10 protein-coding genes are annotated in these 20,556 nt (G+C 26.5%); 9 read left to right on the forward strand and 1 reads right to left on the reverse strand.

The window, feature by feature from the left end:
• The first annotated feature begins 14 nt into the window (after window positions 1–14).
• The 8 genes from MTABA_RS00785 to MTABA_RS00820 all read left to right on the forward strand — a co-directional run bounded on the left by MTABA_RS00785 (window position 15) and on the right by MTABA_RS00820 (window position 12,468).
• Window positions 15–968, forward strand: a complete 954-nt coding sequence (locus MTABA_RS00785; RefSeq protein WP_100679312.1) for a DNA-directed RNA polymerase subunit alpha — start codon at window positions 15–17, stop codon at window positions 966–968.
• Window positions 969–988: 20 nt separating this feature from the next.
• Window positions 989–1,348, forward strand: a complete 360-nt coding sequence (gene rplQ / locus MTABA_RS00790) for a 50S ribosomal protein L17 (protein ID WP_011183048.1) — start codon at window positions 989–991, stop codon at window positions 1,346–1,348.
• 466 nt (window positions 1,349–1,814) lie between these two features.
• Entirely contained in the window at window positions 1,815–2,672 is an 858-nt protein-coding gene (locus tag MTABA_RS00795) for an energy-coupling factor transporter ATPase (protein ID WP_425270564.1), read from the forward strand.
• On the forward strand, window positions 2,663–3,610 hold the full coding sequence (locus MTABA_RS00800; protein ID WP_100679314.1) for an energy-coupling factor transporter ATPase: 948 nt from the start codon (window positions 2,663–2,665) through the stop codon (window positions 3,608–3,610). Before MTABA_RS00795 ends, MTABA_RS00800 begins: the two co-directional genes overlap by 10 nt.
• Before the next feature lies 1 nt (window position 3,611).
• Entirely contained in the window at window positions 3,612–4,613 is a 1,002-nt protein-coding gene (locus MTABA_RS00805) for an energy-coupling factor transporter transmembrane component T family protein (RefSeq protein ID WP_100679315.1), read from the forward strand.
• Between the two features lie 3 nt (window positions 4,614–4,616).
• Window positions 4,617–5,372 (forward strand): tRNA pseudouridine(38-40) synthase TruA, encoded by a 756-nt coding sequence (gene truA / locus MTABA_RS00810; RefSeq protein ID WP_100679316.1) that lies wholly within the window; start codon window positions 4,617–4,619, stop codon window positions 5,370–5,372.
• A 226-nt stretch (window positions 5,373–5,598) separates the two neighbouring features.
• The gene (locus MTABA_RS00815) at window positions 5,599–9,900 is read left to right on the forward strand and encodes an ABC transporter permease (RefSeq protein ID WP_100679317.1); all 4,302 of its coding nucleotides are present in this window, start codon (window positions 5,599–5,601) and stop codon (window positions 9,898–9,900) included.
• Between the two features lie 21 nt (window positions 9,901–9,921).
• On the forward strand, window positions 9,922–12,468 hold the full coding sequence (locus MTABA_RS00820) for a hypothetical protein (protein ID WP_100679318.1): 2,547 nt from the start codon (window positions 9,922–9,924) through the stop codon (window positions 12,466–12,468).
• Window positions 12,469–12,496: 28 nt separating this feature from the next.
• Here the strand turns inward: MTABA_RS00820 and MTABA_RS00825 are convergent, their stop codons facing one another.
• Complete coding sequence (locus tag MTABA_RS00825) at window positions 12,497–14,989, reverse strand: lipoprotein (RefSeq protein WP_100679846.1); 2,493 nt, start codon at window positions 14,987–14,989, stop codon at window positions 12,497–12,499.
• 151 nt (window positions 14,990–15,140) lie between these two features.
• Between MTABA_RS00825 and MTABA_RS00830 the strand changes: the two genes are divergently transcribed.
• The gene (locus tag MTABA_RS00830) at window positions 15,141–20,540 is read left to right on the forward strand and encodes an ABC transporter permease (protein WP_167373314.1); all 5,400 of its coding nucleotides are present in this window, start codon (window positions 15,141–15,143) and stop codon (window positions 20,538–20,540) included.
• Window positions 20,541–20,556 lie beyond the last annotated feature (16 nt).

Here is a 20,556-nt window from a genome sequence, read left to right on the forward strand (position 1 = left end):
AGGAGTTTTAGCGAATGAAACAATTTAATAAACCAGAATTCGGAATTGTAAAAGAATCACCAAATAAATTTTACGGTAAGTTTGAAGCAGCTCCTCTTGAAAGAGGATTTGCTGTAACTTTAGGTAATGCATTAAGAAGAACATTATTATCATCAACACCAGGAGCAAGTGTTTATGCAATTAAAATTGCTGGAGCACAACATGAATTTACTTCAATTTCAGGTATTGAAGAAAATGTAACTCGTATCGTTTTAAATATTAAAAAATTAATATTAAGAATTGATAGCGCAATTTACAGTGACGATGAAACTGTTGAACTAAAGGTAGGTACATCTACAGTTGGTCCAGTTACTGCTGGAAGCTTAGTTTTACCAGCAGGAGTAGAGGTTTTAAACAAAGAACTTATTATCGCAAACGTTGCTGAAGGTGGTAATTTAGATTTAGTATTATATGCTAAAAACTCAAGAGGTTACAAAACTTTCAAAGAAAACAAAGAATTAAAAGATGTAGTACCAGGAATGATTACAATTGATTCAAACTACTCACCGATTATTAAAGTTGCTTATGGATCAACTCCAATCAACTTAGGTAAAGCACAAGATTTTGAAAAATTAATCTTAGAAGTAGAAACAGATGGATCAATTTTAGCATCTGATGCTGTTTCATTAGCATCAAGAATTCTAATTTCACACTTTGATGTGTTTACAACTTTGGCTGAAGAAGCTGAGGAAGTAACTATCATGGGTGTAGAAACTGTTGAAGAAAAAGAATTAGATAAACCTGTTGAAGAATTAGAATTTACTCAAAGAAGTTTAAACTGCTTAAAACGTGCTGGAATTAGTACATTAAGAGAACTAGTTTCTAAAACTGAAGATGAAATTCAAGATATTAGAAATTTAGGGCGTAAGTCATTAAAAGAAATTAAAGATAAAGTTGCGGCTTTAGAATTAACATTTAAACAAAATTAAGATTATAAGGAGGTAAATATATGTCATATATTCAAAAACAAGGTAAGAATACTGCATGAAGAGTAGCTCTAATGCGTAACTTAACTAGTGAATTAATTGTTTCAGAACGTTTAGAAATTACTGAAACAAGAGCTAAAGAATTAAGAAAACATTTAGATAAAATGGTTACTTTAGCAAAGCGTGGCGATTTACACGCTAGACGTCAAGCTGCTTCATGATTAAGAAATATTGAAGCTAGTTCAAAAGAAGATGTTTTACAAAAATTATTTACAACTATTGCTAAAAAATATAAAGATAGAGATGGTGGGTACACACGTATCTTAAAATTAGATAACCGTAAAGGTGATAATGCGCCAATGGTTATTATTGAATTAGTTTAGTAATAAAAAAAACTTAAGGTAATATACCTTATTTTTTTTGTCTATTTTGTCTATTTTAATTTATAATTATTATAAACAATTTTTAAACAAGGGAGATATTGCCATGGATTCATTAAAAAAATTTAAAGAAACTAAACTAACACATAAAGATCTTAATGATTTTAAGATTAAACTTCACGCTAAATATGTTGAAATGTTAGAAGCAAATAATAATTTTTTTAAATTTAAAGAAGCTGAAAGGCAGGGGAAAATTACAAAAGAAGAATTAGCCCAATATAAAACAAAATCTCAAGAAGCTAAAAAAGTGTTTAAAGAAGTTTGCAAGGAAAAAGCTTTTTCTGAAAATTTAAAAATTATATCAAAAATTTATAACTCAACTACCAGAAAAAATAGCTCTGTTATTTTAGAACAAGCAAAAACAGAATTAGCTGAAGCTAAAAATCTAAAAAGAGAAGCAAAAGATTCAATTAAAGACCATGGTAGAGGCGCTCAATTAACAAAGCTTGATAAAGTTGCAGTAAAAGTTGAAAATTTAAAATTTAAATATGCTCCTGATTTCCCTTATGCTTTAAATGATGTAAGTTTTGAAATTAATGATGGTGAGTATGTTGCTGTTATTGGACACAATGGTAGTGGTAAATCAACACTTTCAAAAATGTTAATTGGTGTTTTATCTGCTCAAGAAGGACACATTAGTATTTATGGAAATGTTGTAACACAAGACAACTTAGATCAAGCTCGTAAGTTTCTTGGAATTGTATTTCAAAATCCTGATAATCAATTTATAGGTTCTAGTGTAGAAGCTGATATTGCTTTTGGTTTAGAAAATAAACGTGTTAATCCAAAGGAAATGCAAAAAATAATTTATGATTCAGCAAAAAAAGTAGGAATGGAAAACTTTTTAGATAAAGAACCATTAAACTTATCTGGTGGACAAAAACAAAGAGTTGCTATTGCTAGTGCTCTTGCATTAAATCCTGATATCTTAATATTTGATGAAGCAACAAGTATGCTTGACCCAAAAGGAAATAGAGAAATTAAAGAAATCATGGTAGAACTAAGAGATAAAATGAAAAAAACAATTATTTCAATTACACATGATATGGATGAAATCCTTAATGCAGATAAAGTTATTGTTATGAACGGCGGACGCATGGTTAAAATTGGTAAACCAGAAGAAGTTTTAAAAGAAAAAGAGTTCTTAAGATCAATTAAACTAGAAATGCCATTTTTATCTTTAGTTGAAGAAGCTTTAGGTAATGAAGGCATTAAAGTTAAACATAGTCAAAATATGGATGAGTTGGTGAAACAATTATGCAAATAAATAAAAAAGAAATTAAACAAAATTTAAAAAAATGAAATGAAGAAAAAAAGAATATTAAGGATTTTTCATTTACAGGTGATATTGTTTTAGATAATGTAAGCTATACTTACTCAAAAAAAACTCCATTTGAGTTTAGAGCTCTTGATAATGCTAACTTATCAATAGCTGATAAAAAAATAACTTGTGTAATTGGAACTACAGGTTCAGGTAAATCAACAATGATTCAACTGACTAATGGACTATTAATTTCTGAAACAGGGCAAACAATTGTTGGAGATTACAAAATTCCAGCAGGGTTAAAAAAAATAAAAGAGGTTAAAGATTTAAGAAGAGAAGTTGGTCTTGTTTTCCAATTTCCTGAATATCAATTATTTCAAGATACAATTGAAAAAGATATTGCATTTGGACCTATTCATTTAGGGGCTGATAAAGAAGAGGTTTATAAAAAAATTCCAGAATTACTTGACTTAGTTTCTTTACCAAGAGAATACGCAAAAAGATCGCCATTTGAGTTATCAGGAGGTCAAAAAAGAAGAACTGCTATTGCTGGTATTATTGCAATGGATGGTAAAACTTTAGTACTTGATGAACCAACTGGAGGATTGGATCCAAAAGGTGAAGAAGACTTTATGAATTTATTTTTAAGACTGAATAAAAAACAAGGTAAAAGAATTATTATGGTTACTCATAATATGGACCAAGTTTTAAAAGTAGCTGATGAAGTTATTGTTATGCATGAAGGAAAAGTTATCTCAAAAGGTTCACCATTTGAAATATTCTCTAATCAAGAATTATTATCAAAGATTCAAATAGAACCACCAAAGTTATATAAACTAATGTATAAACTAAAAGAACAAGGTACAGATTTATTAAATAAAAATATTAGAACTATTGATGAATTTGCAAAAGCTTTTAAAGAAGTAAGAAAGGGGAAATAATATGAGAGTAACATTCGGTAGATATTTACCAAAGAACTCTATTATCCATGCAATGGATCCTAGATTTAAACTGGTTATGATTATTTTATTAATTGTAAGTATTTTCTTACCTATTGGTTTTACAGGTTACATAATATGTGCTGTTGTTATTTTATCAATATTTGCACTATCTAAACTAAGTTTTAGAATGTTACTTGGATTATTACCACCCGTTGTATTTGTATTCATTGTAATCTTTTTAATGAATGCATTCTTAACTCACCCAGATTCGAGTGTTTTAGAATATTTCCTTAATAAAAATAACCAAATTTCTGGAGTTTGAGCAAATAATGTTTCTGGTGGAGCAATAACTGGTCAATTTCTAACTAATGCTAGTAATATATCTAATTTACCACCAGGGTATCAAAATATAGGTTTATTTTATAAAATAGGTCCTATTTGACTAAGCGAAAAAGCTTTATACAATGCACTAATTATGTCATTCAGAATTTATTTAATGATTTCTTTAACTTGTATACTTACAGCTTCAACATCCCCATTACAATTAACATTAGCAATTGAAGATTTATTATACCCATTGAAATGAATTGGGATACCAGTTTATATTTTATCTATGATTATTTCTATTGCTTTACGTATGATACCTACTTTAATTGATGAAGCAGGAAGAATTATGAAAGCTCAATCATCTAGAGGAATAGATGTTAAAAACGGTAAACTAAAAGATAAAGTAAAAGGTTTAACATCTTTAATTATTCCATTATTGGTTTCAGCATTTCAAAAAGCAGAAGATTTATCATATGCTATGGAAGCAAGGGGATATGATCCTTACTCAAAAAGAACAAGATATATTCAATTTAAATTTAAAGTAATGGATTTAGTTCTATTGTTATTTGCTTTTGCATTAATGATTTTTTTAATCTTGTATTCAGTAGATGTTTTAGGATTATGACATATTGGTATACCAAGACTTGATACTATAATAGGAATTAAAAATTATTAATCAATGTTTAAATTTTTATTAACATTACAATATGATGGCTCAGACTTTCATGGATGAGTTGAACAACCTAATTGTCTAACTATTCAAGGAGAATTAAACAAAGCTATTCGTAAGGTAACAAAAAAAGCTTATTTCAAAACTATTGGTGCTAGCAAAACAGATGCAGGAGTTCATGCAGCTGATCAAAAAGTAACATTAGATTTAAAATTTAAACCAAAGTTAGAGTTATTTAAAAAAGCAATTAATAAAGCATTACCAGAAACAATTAGAGTTGCCTTTATTGAAGAAATTAAAGATAATTTTAATATAAGAGATGTTTCTTACAAACAATATTCTTACACAATAAATGATGGTATATATGATCTGTTAACAAATAGATTTGAACTTAATTGAAATTTCAATAAAATTGAAGTTGCTAAATTACAAAATATATTTGATTTATTTGTAGGAAAGCATGATTTCAAACTATTTTCTGGTTTAAGTGATAAAGATTTACTTTCTAGTAATATAAATACCATTAGAAGCATTGATTCAATAAAAGTGAGTAGAATTAATGAAAAAATAGTTGTTAATTTTAAAGCTAAAGGTTTTATTAGATATCAAATTAGAATGATAGTGCAATCAGCATTAAATTGTTATTTAAATAAAAAGATAACAAAAGAAGAAATTCAGGAAAAACTAAAAGGAATTGGTGATAAGCCACCGTTCAATGCTCCTGCTAAAGCACTTAAATTAAATAAAATTGTGTTTAACTTATAAAATAGTGTATTATTATGTTAAGGGTGTTGTTAAAACAATATCACTAATGTAATGTACTGATAAAAATATCGTCTGTTTTTGAATAAGCTTAGGCAAAGAAGGAAAACGATTTGTTTATGAGTTCATCACAACCCACACCCTAAAAAAGACACAAAAGTGTCTTTTTTTTCTTTAATTTGATAAAATTATATAAATACATTTTAATTCTAAAGGGAAGGTATTAATTATGCATTTTAAGAAAATTTATTTAATGTTGAAAAATTCATTTAAAAATGCCACTAAAAGTAAAACCCAATTAATTGGTGTTACTGTTTTAGCTTTTTTACTGTCTTTAGTTTTAACTTTAGTTGTTTCAATGAACGTTCGTGTTATTGAAAAATATAAGGATATGAATGAAAATTCAAGAGTACACGATGCTGTTATTGATTTAAATCCTTATGACAAAGTAGCAACTGGTGAAAGCGAAGAAACTGAAGAAGCACCTAAGAACCTTGTTGCAGCGCAGCAATATTGGATTTATAAATTGCAGGAAAAATATTTTGAAGAATCAAGTGATTTACAATTTGAATGATCAAGAACCGAAGCAAGAGAATTTTCTCAAGTAAAACAAAATAAAAACGATTTAACAATTAAAGCTATTGCAAAAACATCTCAAGAAAATGATTTTGGAAATGATGCAGTTGATAAATTAGTTATTTTTAATGGACAAGATATAAAAACACATCACCAAGTTGTTATTGATCCTAATTATGCAAAAAATAATGGGATTAAATTAGGAGATGTTATTAGAATCCAAGCTGATAATTTAGGTAACTCATTATTAGTTAGAGAATCAGAAAATGCTCAAGTTTCAAGTGATGTTAAAAAAATTGAATCAACAAAAACTGACATTGATAACAAAGATGGAATTTATAATACTTACTATTCAAATTACCAATGATTTCAGGTTGTAGGATTTGGTAGCTCAGCTGATTTTATGGCACCAATATTCAATGCTTCGACAACTTTACCAAGTCGTTCTAAAGAAGTAATGATTTATGTTAACCCAACAGCATTTGGATTAAAATACAATAAAGATACAAACTTATATGATTATAATCTTAACCAAAACGGTAACTTAACAGTTTCTTCTAATGTTGAAATTGAATCATTTTACTCTATAAAATTTAAAAATGCTAAAAAAGCAAAAACCACAGGACTAGCTCAATTTGAAACTGATTTAAAAGAATTAGTAAGAAGAAATTCAAACAATAAAATAGTGTATGGAAAAGAAGATTCAAGTTATAGATTTAGTAAAAGAATTCTTTTAATAGAAAAAACAATTAGAACTTATAATATTGCTGCATTTGTTATATTTATTTTAATTTTATTTGTTTGTCTATATACAATATCACTTGTTACTAAAAAACAAATTGAAAAGGCTTCAAAACAATTAGGAACATTAAAAGCATTAGGTTATAGAAAACGTATTCTTGTATATAATTTTGTTATGCTGCCTATTATTGCCTCAACAATTGGTGGAATACTAGGATATATTGTTTCAATAAGTGTTTCTAATACATTGACTAATGAGTTTGCGAGTTATTTTTCATTAAACTATTCTAAATTTGACTTTGATTGAATAACTCTTGTATTAATGATTGGTGTAATGTGATTCATTTTATCTGCAATATCATTTGTTATTGCAACTATGTTAATGAGAAAGTCTTCATTAAGCTTAATTACATCAACATTTAATGAAAAAAGCAGTGCTTTTAAAGCTAAATTAAGAAGTATTCATTTTAGAAAATCATTTGGATCAAAATTAAGAAAAGCTTTATTAGTAGATGCTTTTGGAAAAATGATGGCAATTGGTTTTGTTGTTCTACTTTCATCAATGTTATTTACTGTTTCATTTGCTGCACCTGATATTTTAAAAAGAAATGAAAAGGCTACATATACTGGAGTTAAATATAAACAAGTTGTTGAATATGCACAACCAAGTTATAATAACCCATTAACTTTTGCTAAAACATTTAATCCATCAACTGGACAAGATGACATGGTATATTCAAAAACAGCTGGTGGTTGAACTAGTTTAAAATTAAGAGATAACGGTGATTTTGATTATGATCAAGTTATGACTGACTTTTTTAATAATGAAATAAGTGAAAAATACTATTCAATATTTATTCAAAACTTATTTACAGCATCAAGTGATAACCAATATGCAATTCCTAATATTACTGAGTTAGCATTAGCTAATATGAAACTTTTAAATTTGGAAGGATCAGTATTTGATAGCAACTACTTTAGACAATTATCTAAATATGGAATTCCTGCTGCTACTAAATCAGATTTTTTAGGAAAAATGATTTCTCCTATTATCTTAAAACAATGATTTGATTATCAAAATTTATTTAGTGAAATAAATTCAGCAAAAACATTATATGAAGCAGGAGCAGCAATACAAACTTTCTATGCTAAATATTCTGAATCAATAGGTTTATCTATCTCAAATGATTTTAGAAATGATTATGGTACTGAAAAAATTAGTGATGAAAAGTGAATCAAAATGGAGCAAAATGAAAAGATAAATGTTTTTAATACTTCAAATGGTAATTTAGCTAATTCATATTTACAAAATAATACTGATATGCTTAAAAAATTATTAAAACCAAGTGACACAAGTGATGTTACATTTGAAAACCAAACAGATCCAGAAAAGAAATTTAAATTAACAGGTGGTAACTATACAGGATTAGGATCATATAAAATTGCGTCTAAACATAATACTGAAGAATCAATTAATGATTATTACTTAGGATTAAATTTTGATAAATTGGCAGAAGAAAACAATCAAGAAGCTAAAGATCAAGCAACTGAAGCAATTACAGATATGTGAGAATGATTTACTTTCTTATTCAATAATCGCGTTGATCAAGCAATCATTCAGTCTGCATTTTCAAGACCACCATATTCAGTTAAACAAACTTTAATAAATGCTTTTAATTCAAATGATAAAAATTATTCAATGGCATTTAACTTAGTATCATATGATCCAATTTTAGAAGCATTAGGTACAAAAATTCAAGCTGAAAAAAATGGCAAAAATTTTAAAATATATGGAATTGATAATGATAATAGATTTTTAGATTTAAGAGATTCAAATAATAATAATTTAATTGAAAAATTATTCAATTCAAATGAGTCAAACGGAATTGTAATTAATGAAAGTTTAGCAAAAACTTTAAATTTAAAAGAAGGACAAGAAGTTGACTTTAATGTTATTCAAAATGAATTGCAAGATGCAACTAAAGGCGAAATTGTACCTTATAAATTAAACGATTGAGACACAAGCAGTTTATGAAACGGTAATGGTGGATTTAAACAAAACTCAAGAACTAATAGTTTAGGTTCAAATATACTTGTAACTAGACCTCATTTAAATGATAAACATTCAATAGATTTTATGACAAGTATTTCATCTCCAACTGATTATTATAGTTCAATATTAAATGGTGACACAATAATTGGTAATAGAAAAACTAATACAAAATTTAAAATCGTAGGAATTCATGAAGGATATGGTTCAGCACAAGCATGAATTAAGAATGATGATGCTAAATCTATATTAAAATATGATGAAGTTGAAAATTATTTATGAAAAAATTTCTTTGCAAAGCAATGAAACACACAATTTGGATATTCAACACTTGATCAGTTTAATAATAAAATAATTATTGAAGACAAAGAACAAGAGGAACTAAAAATATATAAAAAAATTAAAGGCTTAGATTTAACAAAAAATGGATTAGATGATTTTGACTTATTCAAAAATAAATTTATATATCATCCTCAAAATAATGATGAAAAAGAACTAGGAGAATTGATTTTAAAAATATTTGAAAATCAATACCCAGTATTTAACTATAAATATTCTAACAAAACTGATGTAGCTGATTATAATACAGTAATGAGTATTTCAAGTGCATTTGGAGACTATTCTCCAACATCATTAAATGGAATGGAAGCTAAATTTAGTTCTACTTATCAAGCATTTGATGGAAGTGGAATTGGAACAGTTGAATGAATTTTACCTATTGATTTATCAAAAGATATGCTAGAAGAAATATCACAATTGATTTTATTATTAATCGCAATAGCAATTGTTTTAATTCTTTCTTTAACATTTGTAATTATTTTATTAACAACTTCAATTATTATTACTGATAACATAAGATTTATTTCAACAATGAGAGTCTTAGGGTATCATGATGCTTATGTTGTTAAAACAGTAATGGGGATGTATCTAATTGTTATATCAACAATGTTTGCAGTGGGATTTGCAGCAGGATGATTCATCTTTGCAAAAGCTATAAATATAATGTTATTAAATGGTGTTGTATTGCCAATAGCCTTCCCAATTTGATTACCAATTATAGTTTTCTTAGGAATAGTTGGTATTTACGCAATTGCTATTTATGCAGGATATAAACGAATTACAAAAACAAATTCAGTTAGAATTTTGCAAAATGCAGATATCTAGATAGAAAGGGTATTTAAAATTATGAAAAAAATATTATTAAGTTTAAGTGCTCTAACTATTGGGGCAACTCCAGCTGTATCTTTATTAAATGTTGGTCAAAAGCAAGTAATAACAGTAGTTACATCAGAAATCCAAAAGAAAATAGATGAAACTTCTGTTTTATTCAAAGCACCAACAATTACTAATGCACAAAAACAAAATTCTACTGTTACTACAAATTGATTAAATGATCAAAAGGTAAGTAACATTAGTAATATTGACAGTAGTTTAAGTTATAGTGAATATAATAAAACTATTTATGACATGAAATCAGCTGATAAAACATTAAATAAACTTTATAAAGATAAAGATTATAATCATAAAAATGAAGATGCAAGCACTGAGCTAATATTTGGAACAGCAGATAAAGGTTTGAGCTTATTAGAAAATTCAATTGATGAAAATGGATTAAAAGCAGAGGGCATTAATGAAGTACTTAACTGAATTTCATACGTTTCATTTGGTGCTGGTGTTGCAGGAAAATTAAATGCAAAGAGCATAGATAAGAGCATTTTAAAGCTAAATGAGAAAATTGGGTGATTAAGTGCATTTAAAAATACTCCTGTACCAACTTTAAGCAAACTTAATAATGAATATGGTGTTTATACTTTCCAAGATTTACAAGACTTTATATCAATTTCAATTGCTAACTTATTAGCTGAAGCTAGTGGGTTTGAAGGAACTTTTAAAACAGTTGGTAGCAAAAATAAAAAATATAATGAAGTTGTAACAAAAAAGTTAAATCTTAAGGACGCTAAAATTGTTGTTGATAATAAGGGGAACGCAAATCCAATAAAAGTTCCATCAGGTGGATGGGCACCTCCATATAACGTAGATAATAAAAAAAATTATTCTCCAAATGACACAAGAACTTTGCTGAAAATGCAAAAAGACTTTTATCAAGCATTAATCTTACACATATTGGATGGTGAAAATGTTAGTTTTAATTTTAAATTAAATGCTGAAAATATGGTTGAAATAATTAATTTAATTTATTCTCTTTCATGATACATTTCGTCTTATGATAAATATGTTAATGAAAATCCAAAGGATGATAATTATTTATTTTCTAGTACTGAAACAAATATAAGTATTTTTGAAAAAAATAAGGAAGTTAAATTAACAAAGCAGGATATTGAAAGCAAAGGTTTAGATGGAATTTTAAAATTATTTAAAAGTTTACTTGTTAAAGGAGATTCTAACTCTTCAAGAAGAGTATTGAAGATTCTGTTTCAACCAACTGACACTGTAACGCCTTCGTGAAATGAAGATGCAAAGTTAAAATTGGTTCAACTATGACCACCGGCAGGGCCTGGATTTTATGGTAATTGATCTAAAAATAATCAAAATAATGGATTGACACTTTTAATAAATAACTTAGTTATTGGTTTATTTCAATCAAATAAATTTAAAACAGCTTTAAAAATTCCAGAAAGTCTTGCTTGGTTATTAGGAGAAAGCACAGGATCAACAATTGGTAATATGTTAAATTCAATATTAGCAGATAATGATAATAAATACTTTTTTGATAAAATGTCTTCAGATTTTATTCTTGACACATTAATTGGGGCATTCGTAAAAGATTTAAAAACATATTTAGCTAAAATTGGTGAAATGGCAAAAGACGGAGCTTTTACCAATACAATAAGTAAAATTTTTACAACAAAATTAAATGTGCTAATGGATTATATAGGTTCAATTATGGATGTATTTTCGCCACCAGCAGCAACAGATCCTCCAAGACAGCCTTCAACGCTTCCTAAAACGTCTATATTAGAACTTATGAATATTGGCGTTATGGGTATTACAATTGGTAATGTAATATGGAGCGGATTAAACTTTATAAATACATCTCTTTCTGAAATAATGAAGCCCTTAGGCTTATTAGGAGCATTAATAAGTGATGATGTTTCTAAAAATTATACTTTTTATGTAAAAGATAAAGAAAACCAAGATTCCAAAATTTCTTTAGAAGAATTGCTTGGTTACAATCCAGGAGATGTATTTGAAAAAAATACTAAGACTTCAGATCTAGCTATTGTTTGGTCTATGATGCGATTTGTTAATACAGACAAAGGTAAAAACAAAGTTGTTGGAGTTGCACCTAACAATTCAAACGGAACATCAGGTGAAATAATTTATGGTCATAAAGCATGAAAAATGCTTCTTGGTTTAAACTATGACCAGATGAGTTATTATGACAATTCATTATTATATTGAATGAATGAATTATTAACAAATGGATTGACAGCAAAAATAATTCAATGACCTATTAAAATGAGCAGAAAGTATGTTGATTATAATCTTAGCGATATAACTTATAATAGAAATAAAAAAATGAATTACTGATCAAACAAAGATTTATTTTCAACACAATTTATAAGTTATCAAGAAGATTCAAAACAAGAAGTTATAAACTATAAAATAATTTATAAAATTAAAAAAGATGTTTATAACACATATGAAGTTTCTGTATATAAAGAACATTCTAGTTCAAAATATAAAATCAATTCATTTAGTAAAATATAAAAAATGCAAATCTTATGATCTGCATTTTTTATTTGTTTAATTTAAATTCTAATATTTCATATTTAGCGTTATTTTCATTTTCCTTGGTTCCAGGTAAAACTAACTTAACTGTGTAATTATTGTTTATAGAACCGTTTTTATAATTTATGTTATAAGTAACTTGGCTGTCGCTTTTACCATTTCTAAAGTTAGTATAGCTTATTAATTTTGTATTAAAATGAATATAATTTAAGTCTTCTAGATATGATTTATTTTGTTTATCATCAAACATGTCAGCTAGTGCTTTAAGAATGTCATTTATTCCACCTAAGATACCTGTAATTAATTTACCAGTTTCATCATTTCAAAGTGTACTTATTGAAGATAAAATTGTTCCTGCTCTAAATTGGTTTCAATCAATTTGACCATTTTCTAACTCAACACCTAATCCCATCATTCATTTAGCTGCTTGTCTACTATTCAAATCTCTATTTTTTGAAAGTCCATTTTTACCATTTCCACCTGGTATTGTAACTTTAATTCCTGTATTTTTTTTGTCAGATAATTTTGTTGCTAAAGCTAATACATAAGTATATTCTTTACCATTATCGTTTATTATTAAATTTGAATTATTTTCAAATAGTTCTGTCATTTTAACAGGAGTTGAACTGCCATTAATTATTTTGAAATCGTCATCTAAGAATAATGAAACATCATTAAATGCGTCTGCTATATTAACTATTTTTGGTGCAACACCTTTGCCTAGCAATGCAACTAAATAGCTTAAACCTTTAGTCCCTAATCTTAAAATGTCACTTAATTTAATTTCTTTAGTTATTTGAATATCTATAATTTGTTTTAAAGAAATTTTTGGTAATTCAATAGGCAGACTATTTTCAAGTCCTAATATTTTCATTAATTTTCTAATGTCTGTATTTACTAAATATCCTAAAAATTTATTAGTGAAAGAACCTTCAGAGTTAACTAAGTGTAATATTTTAGGTTCTAACTCCTCGGCTTTAATCATAATATTTTTGATTTGTTCCACAAGTTTCTCATTATTTTTAATAAAAGATCATTTTAGTGCATTGTTTAAAGATCCTTTAACTTGTTCAATTAAAGTTGCAAAAAAGTTATCCATGTCAATACCTGTAAATATTGAACTAATAACACCTGAAGCAACACCACCAAGTTGTTCTGAACCCATACCTATTTTATTTAAGAAATCCATTATTCCACCATCAGGATCAAAAGAAGCTGTGTATGCTTTAATAATTCCATCAAGTGTTGAACTTAAAAAGGTATTCATGGCACCATTTTCTTTTTTACCATTACTTGATCATTCACCTAATTTAAAATCCATAGTTTTAGATTCAATTTTTAATACTTTTTTATCAAAATTTAAATTTTTATTACCTGTAGTTATATCATCATCTACTTGAAATAAAATTTTTAAAGTTCTTAAAAGTTTGTATGAATTTTTATCAGGTTCTCCTGAAAACAAATCATAAAAAAATTGCAGTAACCCATCTATATTTGTAGCGTCAATTATTTTTTCAGATATCTGAGATTTATTTATATCGGCAATTACTTCTAAATTTGTTTTATCTATTGAAAAAATGTGATTATCATCTAGCATATCCTCTGAATTTAAATCATATTCATCTGTTGTAAAATTTTGTATATATCAATTAATACCAAATAATGCATTAATTAATAAAGCAAGACTTTCGCCTGTGAAAGAAACTTTTGAGTTGTTTTCTTTATTATTTATTTTTTTAAATATTTTTGTTCAAACACTTGAATTATAATAATAGTAATCTAAATTAATGTCTTCATGTTCAATATTAAAATCAAATTCTTCATCTAATTTAATATCAAAAAGATTAGCAGCAAATAAACTTAGTTGGTATGAAAAATAAATCTTTAAATCTTGATTTGTTTTTATTCCCATTTTAATAAGTTCTTTATAATTAGGAACTTTTACATCTTTCATTATGCTCAATAACTTAGAAATTTTGGGCATAATTTTTTGAACTGACAATATATTTTTTTCGCTTAGAGAACTTAATAATAAAGGTAAAGCAGTATTTCATAAAGTTGGGTCAAAATTAATACCAACAAGTTTATAAATTTCATTATAAGCTTTTTGTAAAGTATTTATTAATTTACTCATTTCATTTTCTTGAACCGGATTATCAAATTCAGCTTTTGAATAAACATCATTATTCATATATGTGTTAGCTTGAGTAGTATTGAAGAAAGTATCAAATAACTTAGACATTTGAGATGAATCATTAACTTTGTTTGTCATGTCTTTAACTTTTAATTTACTAATATATTTATCAACCGAAGGACCATTATAACCCTCAGAGTTTGCTAAAATAGCACCTTTAAAATAATTAGATGTTGAAGCCATTACTTCTGCTAATTTATTATCTATACTTTTTTGAATTGTATCTATATACTTGCAAGAAACTACAGCCATTACTGGTGAAACAGATAATGATGTTGCTCCTATAAGCGTTATTAATTTTTTCATTCCTACCATAATAAAATAATTTTACACTTTTTTACATTTTTTTACACCAAACATTAACTAATAATATAAAATAAATAATATGTAAATAACATTATAGTTGGAGAAAGAAATGAAAATAACTTGGCTGCTATTTAAACAAGGGATAAGAAGTATGTTTAAATTTAAAATTCAATTTATAGTAGTAATTCTACTATCATTTTTTGCGTCTTTTTATTTAGCTTCAACAACAAGTCTAAATTCAAGAATGAATAGATCATATGATGATATAGTTAGAAGTTATGAAAAATTTGACTATTCATATTCTACTAAAGCAAGTGAGTCTAATTTGTCAACTTCTTCTAAAACATTATTACCAATATTGGATTTAATACCTAATTCAACAAATTACTTTAAACAAAATAATAAAATAATTCATGATTCTTTTAACGTTGTTTTAAATGATCATGGTTTTACTGAAAATGGCTATAATGAAAACATAATCACTAAAACATTTTTTGAAAATCAAAAACCTACAAATACTATAAAAGATATATGAAACTTAAAAAATGAATGAACTTGAGGAAGAATGTCAGTGGTTGAATCTGATCCATTTAAAGGAACATTTGATTACGTATCTCAAAATTATCAAACTAATTTTGGTTCAAATATTGATAAATATAGTGGCGCGGATTATTTTAATACTTTTTCATCTTTTACTTACTTAATTGTTAAAGCACTTTCTGAAACTTTATATAATGAATTAAAAAATGATTCACCAGATGAATCATTTGCAAATTCACTTATCTATAAATATTGAAAAGAAAATGACTACAAAGTTGATAAAAATTTTAAAAGTATAAAACTTGAAAGTTTTAATAAAGAAGATATGCATTCAACTCTATGATATGACGAATATAAAAAACAAGTTTCAAGTTTAGGTGAATTTCAAGTTTATGTATATAATGCACTTGAAACTGTAGCATATTTTATAACTTATCAAATTAATCAGTTTTTAACTAATTCATACTCAAGAACAACAAAACATATGAGTTCATTTGACTGATCAACAGCAGGAAATAATGACGTTGAAAAAACAACAAGATATGTTAAAGAGTTTAATACAATAGCAGACAAAAATAAAGAAATGAAAATATTTGTAAAACTACAATTACCTAATCAAGGTGAACAAACAATAACTGGTGGTGATTTAACTAGTGAGCAAATTTGAAATTATAATAAAGAGTTAACTTTTGAATATATTTTTGGAGCACCGTTAGAAGAAAATGAAAAAATTAATAGTGATTTTATTGTTGGAGATATTAGTACAACATATCAATTAAAAGCTAATGATTCAAACATAATTGCATCTAAATTGAAAGTTGAAAATAATGGATTAAGAGGTCTTGCTAACCCGGTAACTGTAGCAATGGACGAATCAATTAATGAATATTCATTTTCAACAATAAACTTGTTAAATCCTTGAGAAAAAAATAATTTAGGTGAAAAATGAGAAAATCAAAATACCGGTAAAAAATATAGTTATGAATTTGACTCAAATAAATACAAAACAATGTATGACTGAGCAAATATTTATTCTCATAATGTATTTCACCAAACTATGGCAGCTGAAGTAAATGAGATAGAGCTTTATTTAAGAGAAGAAGCTTTTATGTATGATAGAACTTCAAAAACTAACTTTAGATTTGTTATTTTAGATGACAATTATGACTATAATTTCAAAGTAACAGCAGGTTTACCTGTTATGCAATCAAACGAAATAGTTATTTCACAGCAATATGCATTTAAGAATGGATATTCAGTTGGAGATGCAATTAAAATTGGTAATTCAAATTTTATTATTTCTGGTTTTGGTAGTGATGCTTTAACTTACTATCCATTAGTCGATCCAGAAATACCTTTAAGTGATGTTGCAAATTCTGTTATTGTTTATGCACCAAAATATATAGTTGAAAAAGTAATGAAAGATGGTAGTGAAAAAGACTTATCATTTACAACTTATTATTTTATTAAAGATGCTTTAAAAGAAAAAGAAACATTAAGTAAAAGAATGTCAATTTATGATTCAGTATTATTTTCAAATAAATCTAAATTATCTGAAAGTTTTGAAGATTCACAAAATGATTCATTAAATTTTGGCGACAAAAAATCTATAAATGAAATTAAAAACTTTGAAAAAACTTATTTTAATCTAAATTGAACATTACAACCTAAAATGCTGGAAATAGTTACTATTGTGTCAATTGTTACATCAATTTTAGTTTTATTGATGTCATTTGTTTCAATTATATTTGGTATTAAAAAAACTATAGATCATAACTCAAATCAAATTGGATTCTTAAAGGCAAAAGGTGTAGATTCATATAGACTTTCTCTTTCTTATATTGTTTATTCAATTATCTTATTTTTTATAGTTGTTCCATTAGCTTGATTAAGCGCTGGTTTTTTCCAAGAAATCATAACAAAATTATTTGCAACTTACTTTTCAACTACTCTTTATGAATTTGTTTTTGATTATAAGATATTGCTTGTATTACTAATCTTATTTGGGATTGGTTCATTAATTCTAAGTTACTTAATAGCATTTATTCTAGTTTCAAAAGACGTATTAAAAATCATTAACAAAGAGAGTCAACAAGGAAAAGCTAGAAATTGATTGCCTAGAAAACTTAATATCATAAATATAATGGACTTTAAATTTAGATTTCCTTTAAAAATCGCACTTAGAGGCTCAAAACAAATTGCAATGATAAGTGTAACTGTTCTTATTACAGCATTTGTTATAACAATTTCTATATTAACTCCCTCAATGCTTAACGTTTATATTAGAGACGCTGGCAAATACTATACATACAATAATCAGTATATAATGAATGATGAATTAACAGGTTTACCAACTGCAAAAACTTCGTTAACAGCTTCAAGAGGTTTACCTACAACAGAAAGTTTATATCAAGAACCAAAAACTCTTTTAGGAACATCTTCAAGAGATCAAATCTCAGATATTTACTTTGATAATAACAAATATTATGTTGATTCAAGTTGAGATAGCAATATGTTCCCACCAATATTAATGGGTGAAGGTTGAACTAATGGAGAATGAAAAACAGATTTAAACTGAACTGAAAAATGATTTTTTGATGATAAAGTTAAAACAAAAGATGATACATCAAAGTTATTAAAAATGGCAATGCCAGTTATTGGTCAACTAGGAAACTTAAATGGTATAACAATATCAGCAGGATCATTTGAAAAACTTGCTAGTTATGTATGGAATACTGACATAAATCCTAATACAGGTTATTCATATTTTCACAATCAAGCAATTAATGAAACAACAAAAAGAAATGTTTGAGAAATGAAAAAAAATTCAGCTAAAGGAAGCATTGAATTTATTCAAATGGCTCTTCAAATAGCAATGGAAGCTTTAGCACAATCAAATGATGAATCTGGTCTTCCCACAATCGAAAGACCAAACGATACAACATGAAAAGAAGATTTAATTTTGTTAGCCTTAGCATTTTTACCAAATGTAGGACAACAGTACTTAAAAGATTCACCAAATAGAGCATCTCAATTTGGTATTTCAATTAATGCAGAAAATTATACACCTGGTATAGAAACATTATCAACAGATGTTCAAACTAAGATAAATAATAATGTTGTTAACATAAATGGTCTTAAAGATAATCAAACTGTGTATAATTTAGATTCAATTAATGATGAAAAAGTCTTCATTAAGGATCAAGAAACATTAAATAAATTGAATTTATTATTTAATGATAAGGAAAATTATAATGGCGGTGATATTAAATTAAGCACAGGTTTTAAAGTTTATGATTCTAATTCAAAAGTACTAACAGTACCTGTAGTAACTAACTTAAAATCTGTTAAGCAACAAGGTTTAAATAACAAGGTTAATATTCAAGGTATGAATTATAAAACTTTATCAATTGGTGGTAAAACATTACCTAAAAATGCGTGAGTATATGATAATAGAGAAATAACAGCTAACAAAAAATTATTTAGTAAAGATTTTAATATGCAAAATGAAGCTGATTGAATAAATCCTTCATCAATAGATCCAAGTAAATTAACGTATTCAAAACAATTTGAATATGATAATGATGGTAATATTACTGCTATTAACGATCAATCAAAGTGATTTATAAATAGTTTAATTTCTGATCAATATGATATTAACGGTTTAGATTTTGAATTAAGACCTTACTATCACTACAATAACTTAAAACTATTTGTTCCAAAAAACATAACAGACATTGATTCATTGCTAAATGGAAAATATGCAAATACAAATAAAACTTCAAAAAATTCAGCTAGTGATTGAAGATCAAATATTGATATTTGACATGGTACAGTGCAACAAAGAGACATTCCTGAAGAAGTTAAGAAAGCTTGAGGCACTGAGTTTGCTAATGAACAAGAATGAGAATGAATTTCGCCTTTTAGTTTAAATTATAGTAAAAAAATAACTGATCCAAATAGAAAAGGTTGAATTCAAAGCATTGATACTGATTTACAACAAATTTACACTTGAGCAAGTGATAAAATTGTTTCAAGTGGTTCAAGTTCAGAAGCAGTAATTTCAACTTCTGATGCATTGCCTTCATTCTTAAATGGTGTTAACATGCAATCAGTAGATACAATAGAAACATATAATGGAAATATTATAATTGCAGATCAAGATATTTTAAATTTATTAACAAACAAATCAACTGAAAAATATCTTCCTGTTGATTATGATTTCTATGGGGAAGCAATAGCTGAAGTACCTGATGGGAAAATAACAAATGGTGATCACACAATTACAATGAATCATATGAGAACCCCAATTGAGCAATTAAACATGATGAGAGAACATAAAAACTTCTATATGAAAAATGATCTAATAGAAAAATATAAAATTAATGATCAAGAAGCATACAGAAAAGTTCTTCAAAATAGGGATTTCAATTCAAAATTTTCAGCATTTGATGAAGCCTTTGGAGTTACAGGTGGAATTAAAGGTACAATGGTTGATTCACCTGGTGTATTTGCATTGCAGGGAAGTTCTAAGAGTATAGAATCAAATCTGGGAATGTCTTATAATAAGGTTGATTTAGTAAGCACACAATTGGGAATGATAATAAGCATTAGTGAATCTATATTACTTGTTGCGCTATTCTTAATTACTGGTGTGATAATAATTTCAATATTAGTTATAACAATTATTTCAGATGTTTATATAATGAAATATCACAGATTTATGGTTACAATGAAAGCTCTTGGATATTCAAACAAAGAAGTTGTTGTTAATACAATTTTGATCCCTTCAATTATTGCAACAGTATTTGTCATAACCGGTTATATAATTGGTAAATGGTTACTAGGTGTTCTTATGGTTGAAGCACAAAAATTTGGTGTCTTTATACCACTAATTACAAATTGATGAGCAACACCAGTTATATTATTAGGAATTTTATTAATGTTCATAATAGCATTTATATTCTCATTAAGAAAACCACTAAAAGATGAGTTAAAATCTTTAACTTAATTTATTAGTAATAAAT

The organism is Mesoplasma tabanidae (assembly GCF_002804025.1).
GTDB classification, from domain to species: Bacteria; Bacillota_I; Bacilli_A; order Mycoplasmatales; family Mycoplasmataceae; genus Mesoplasma; species Mesoplasma tabanidae.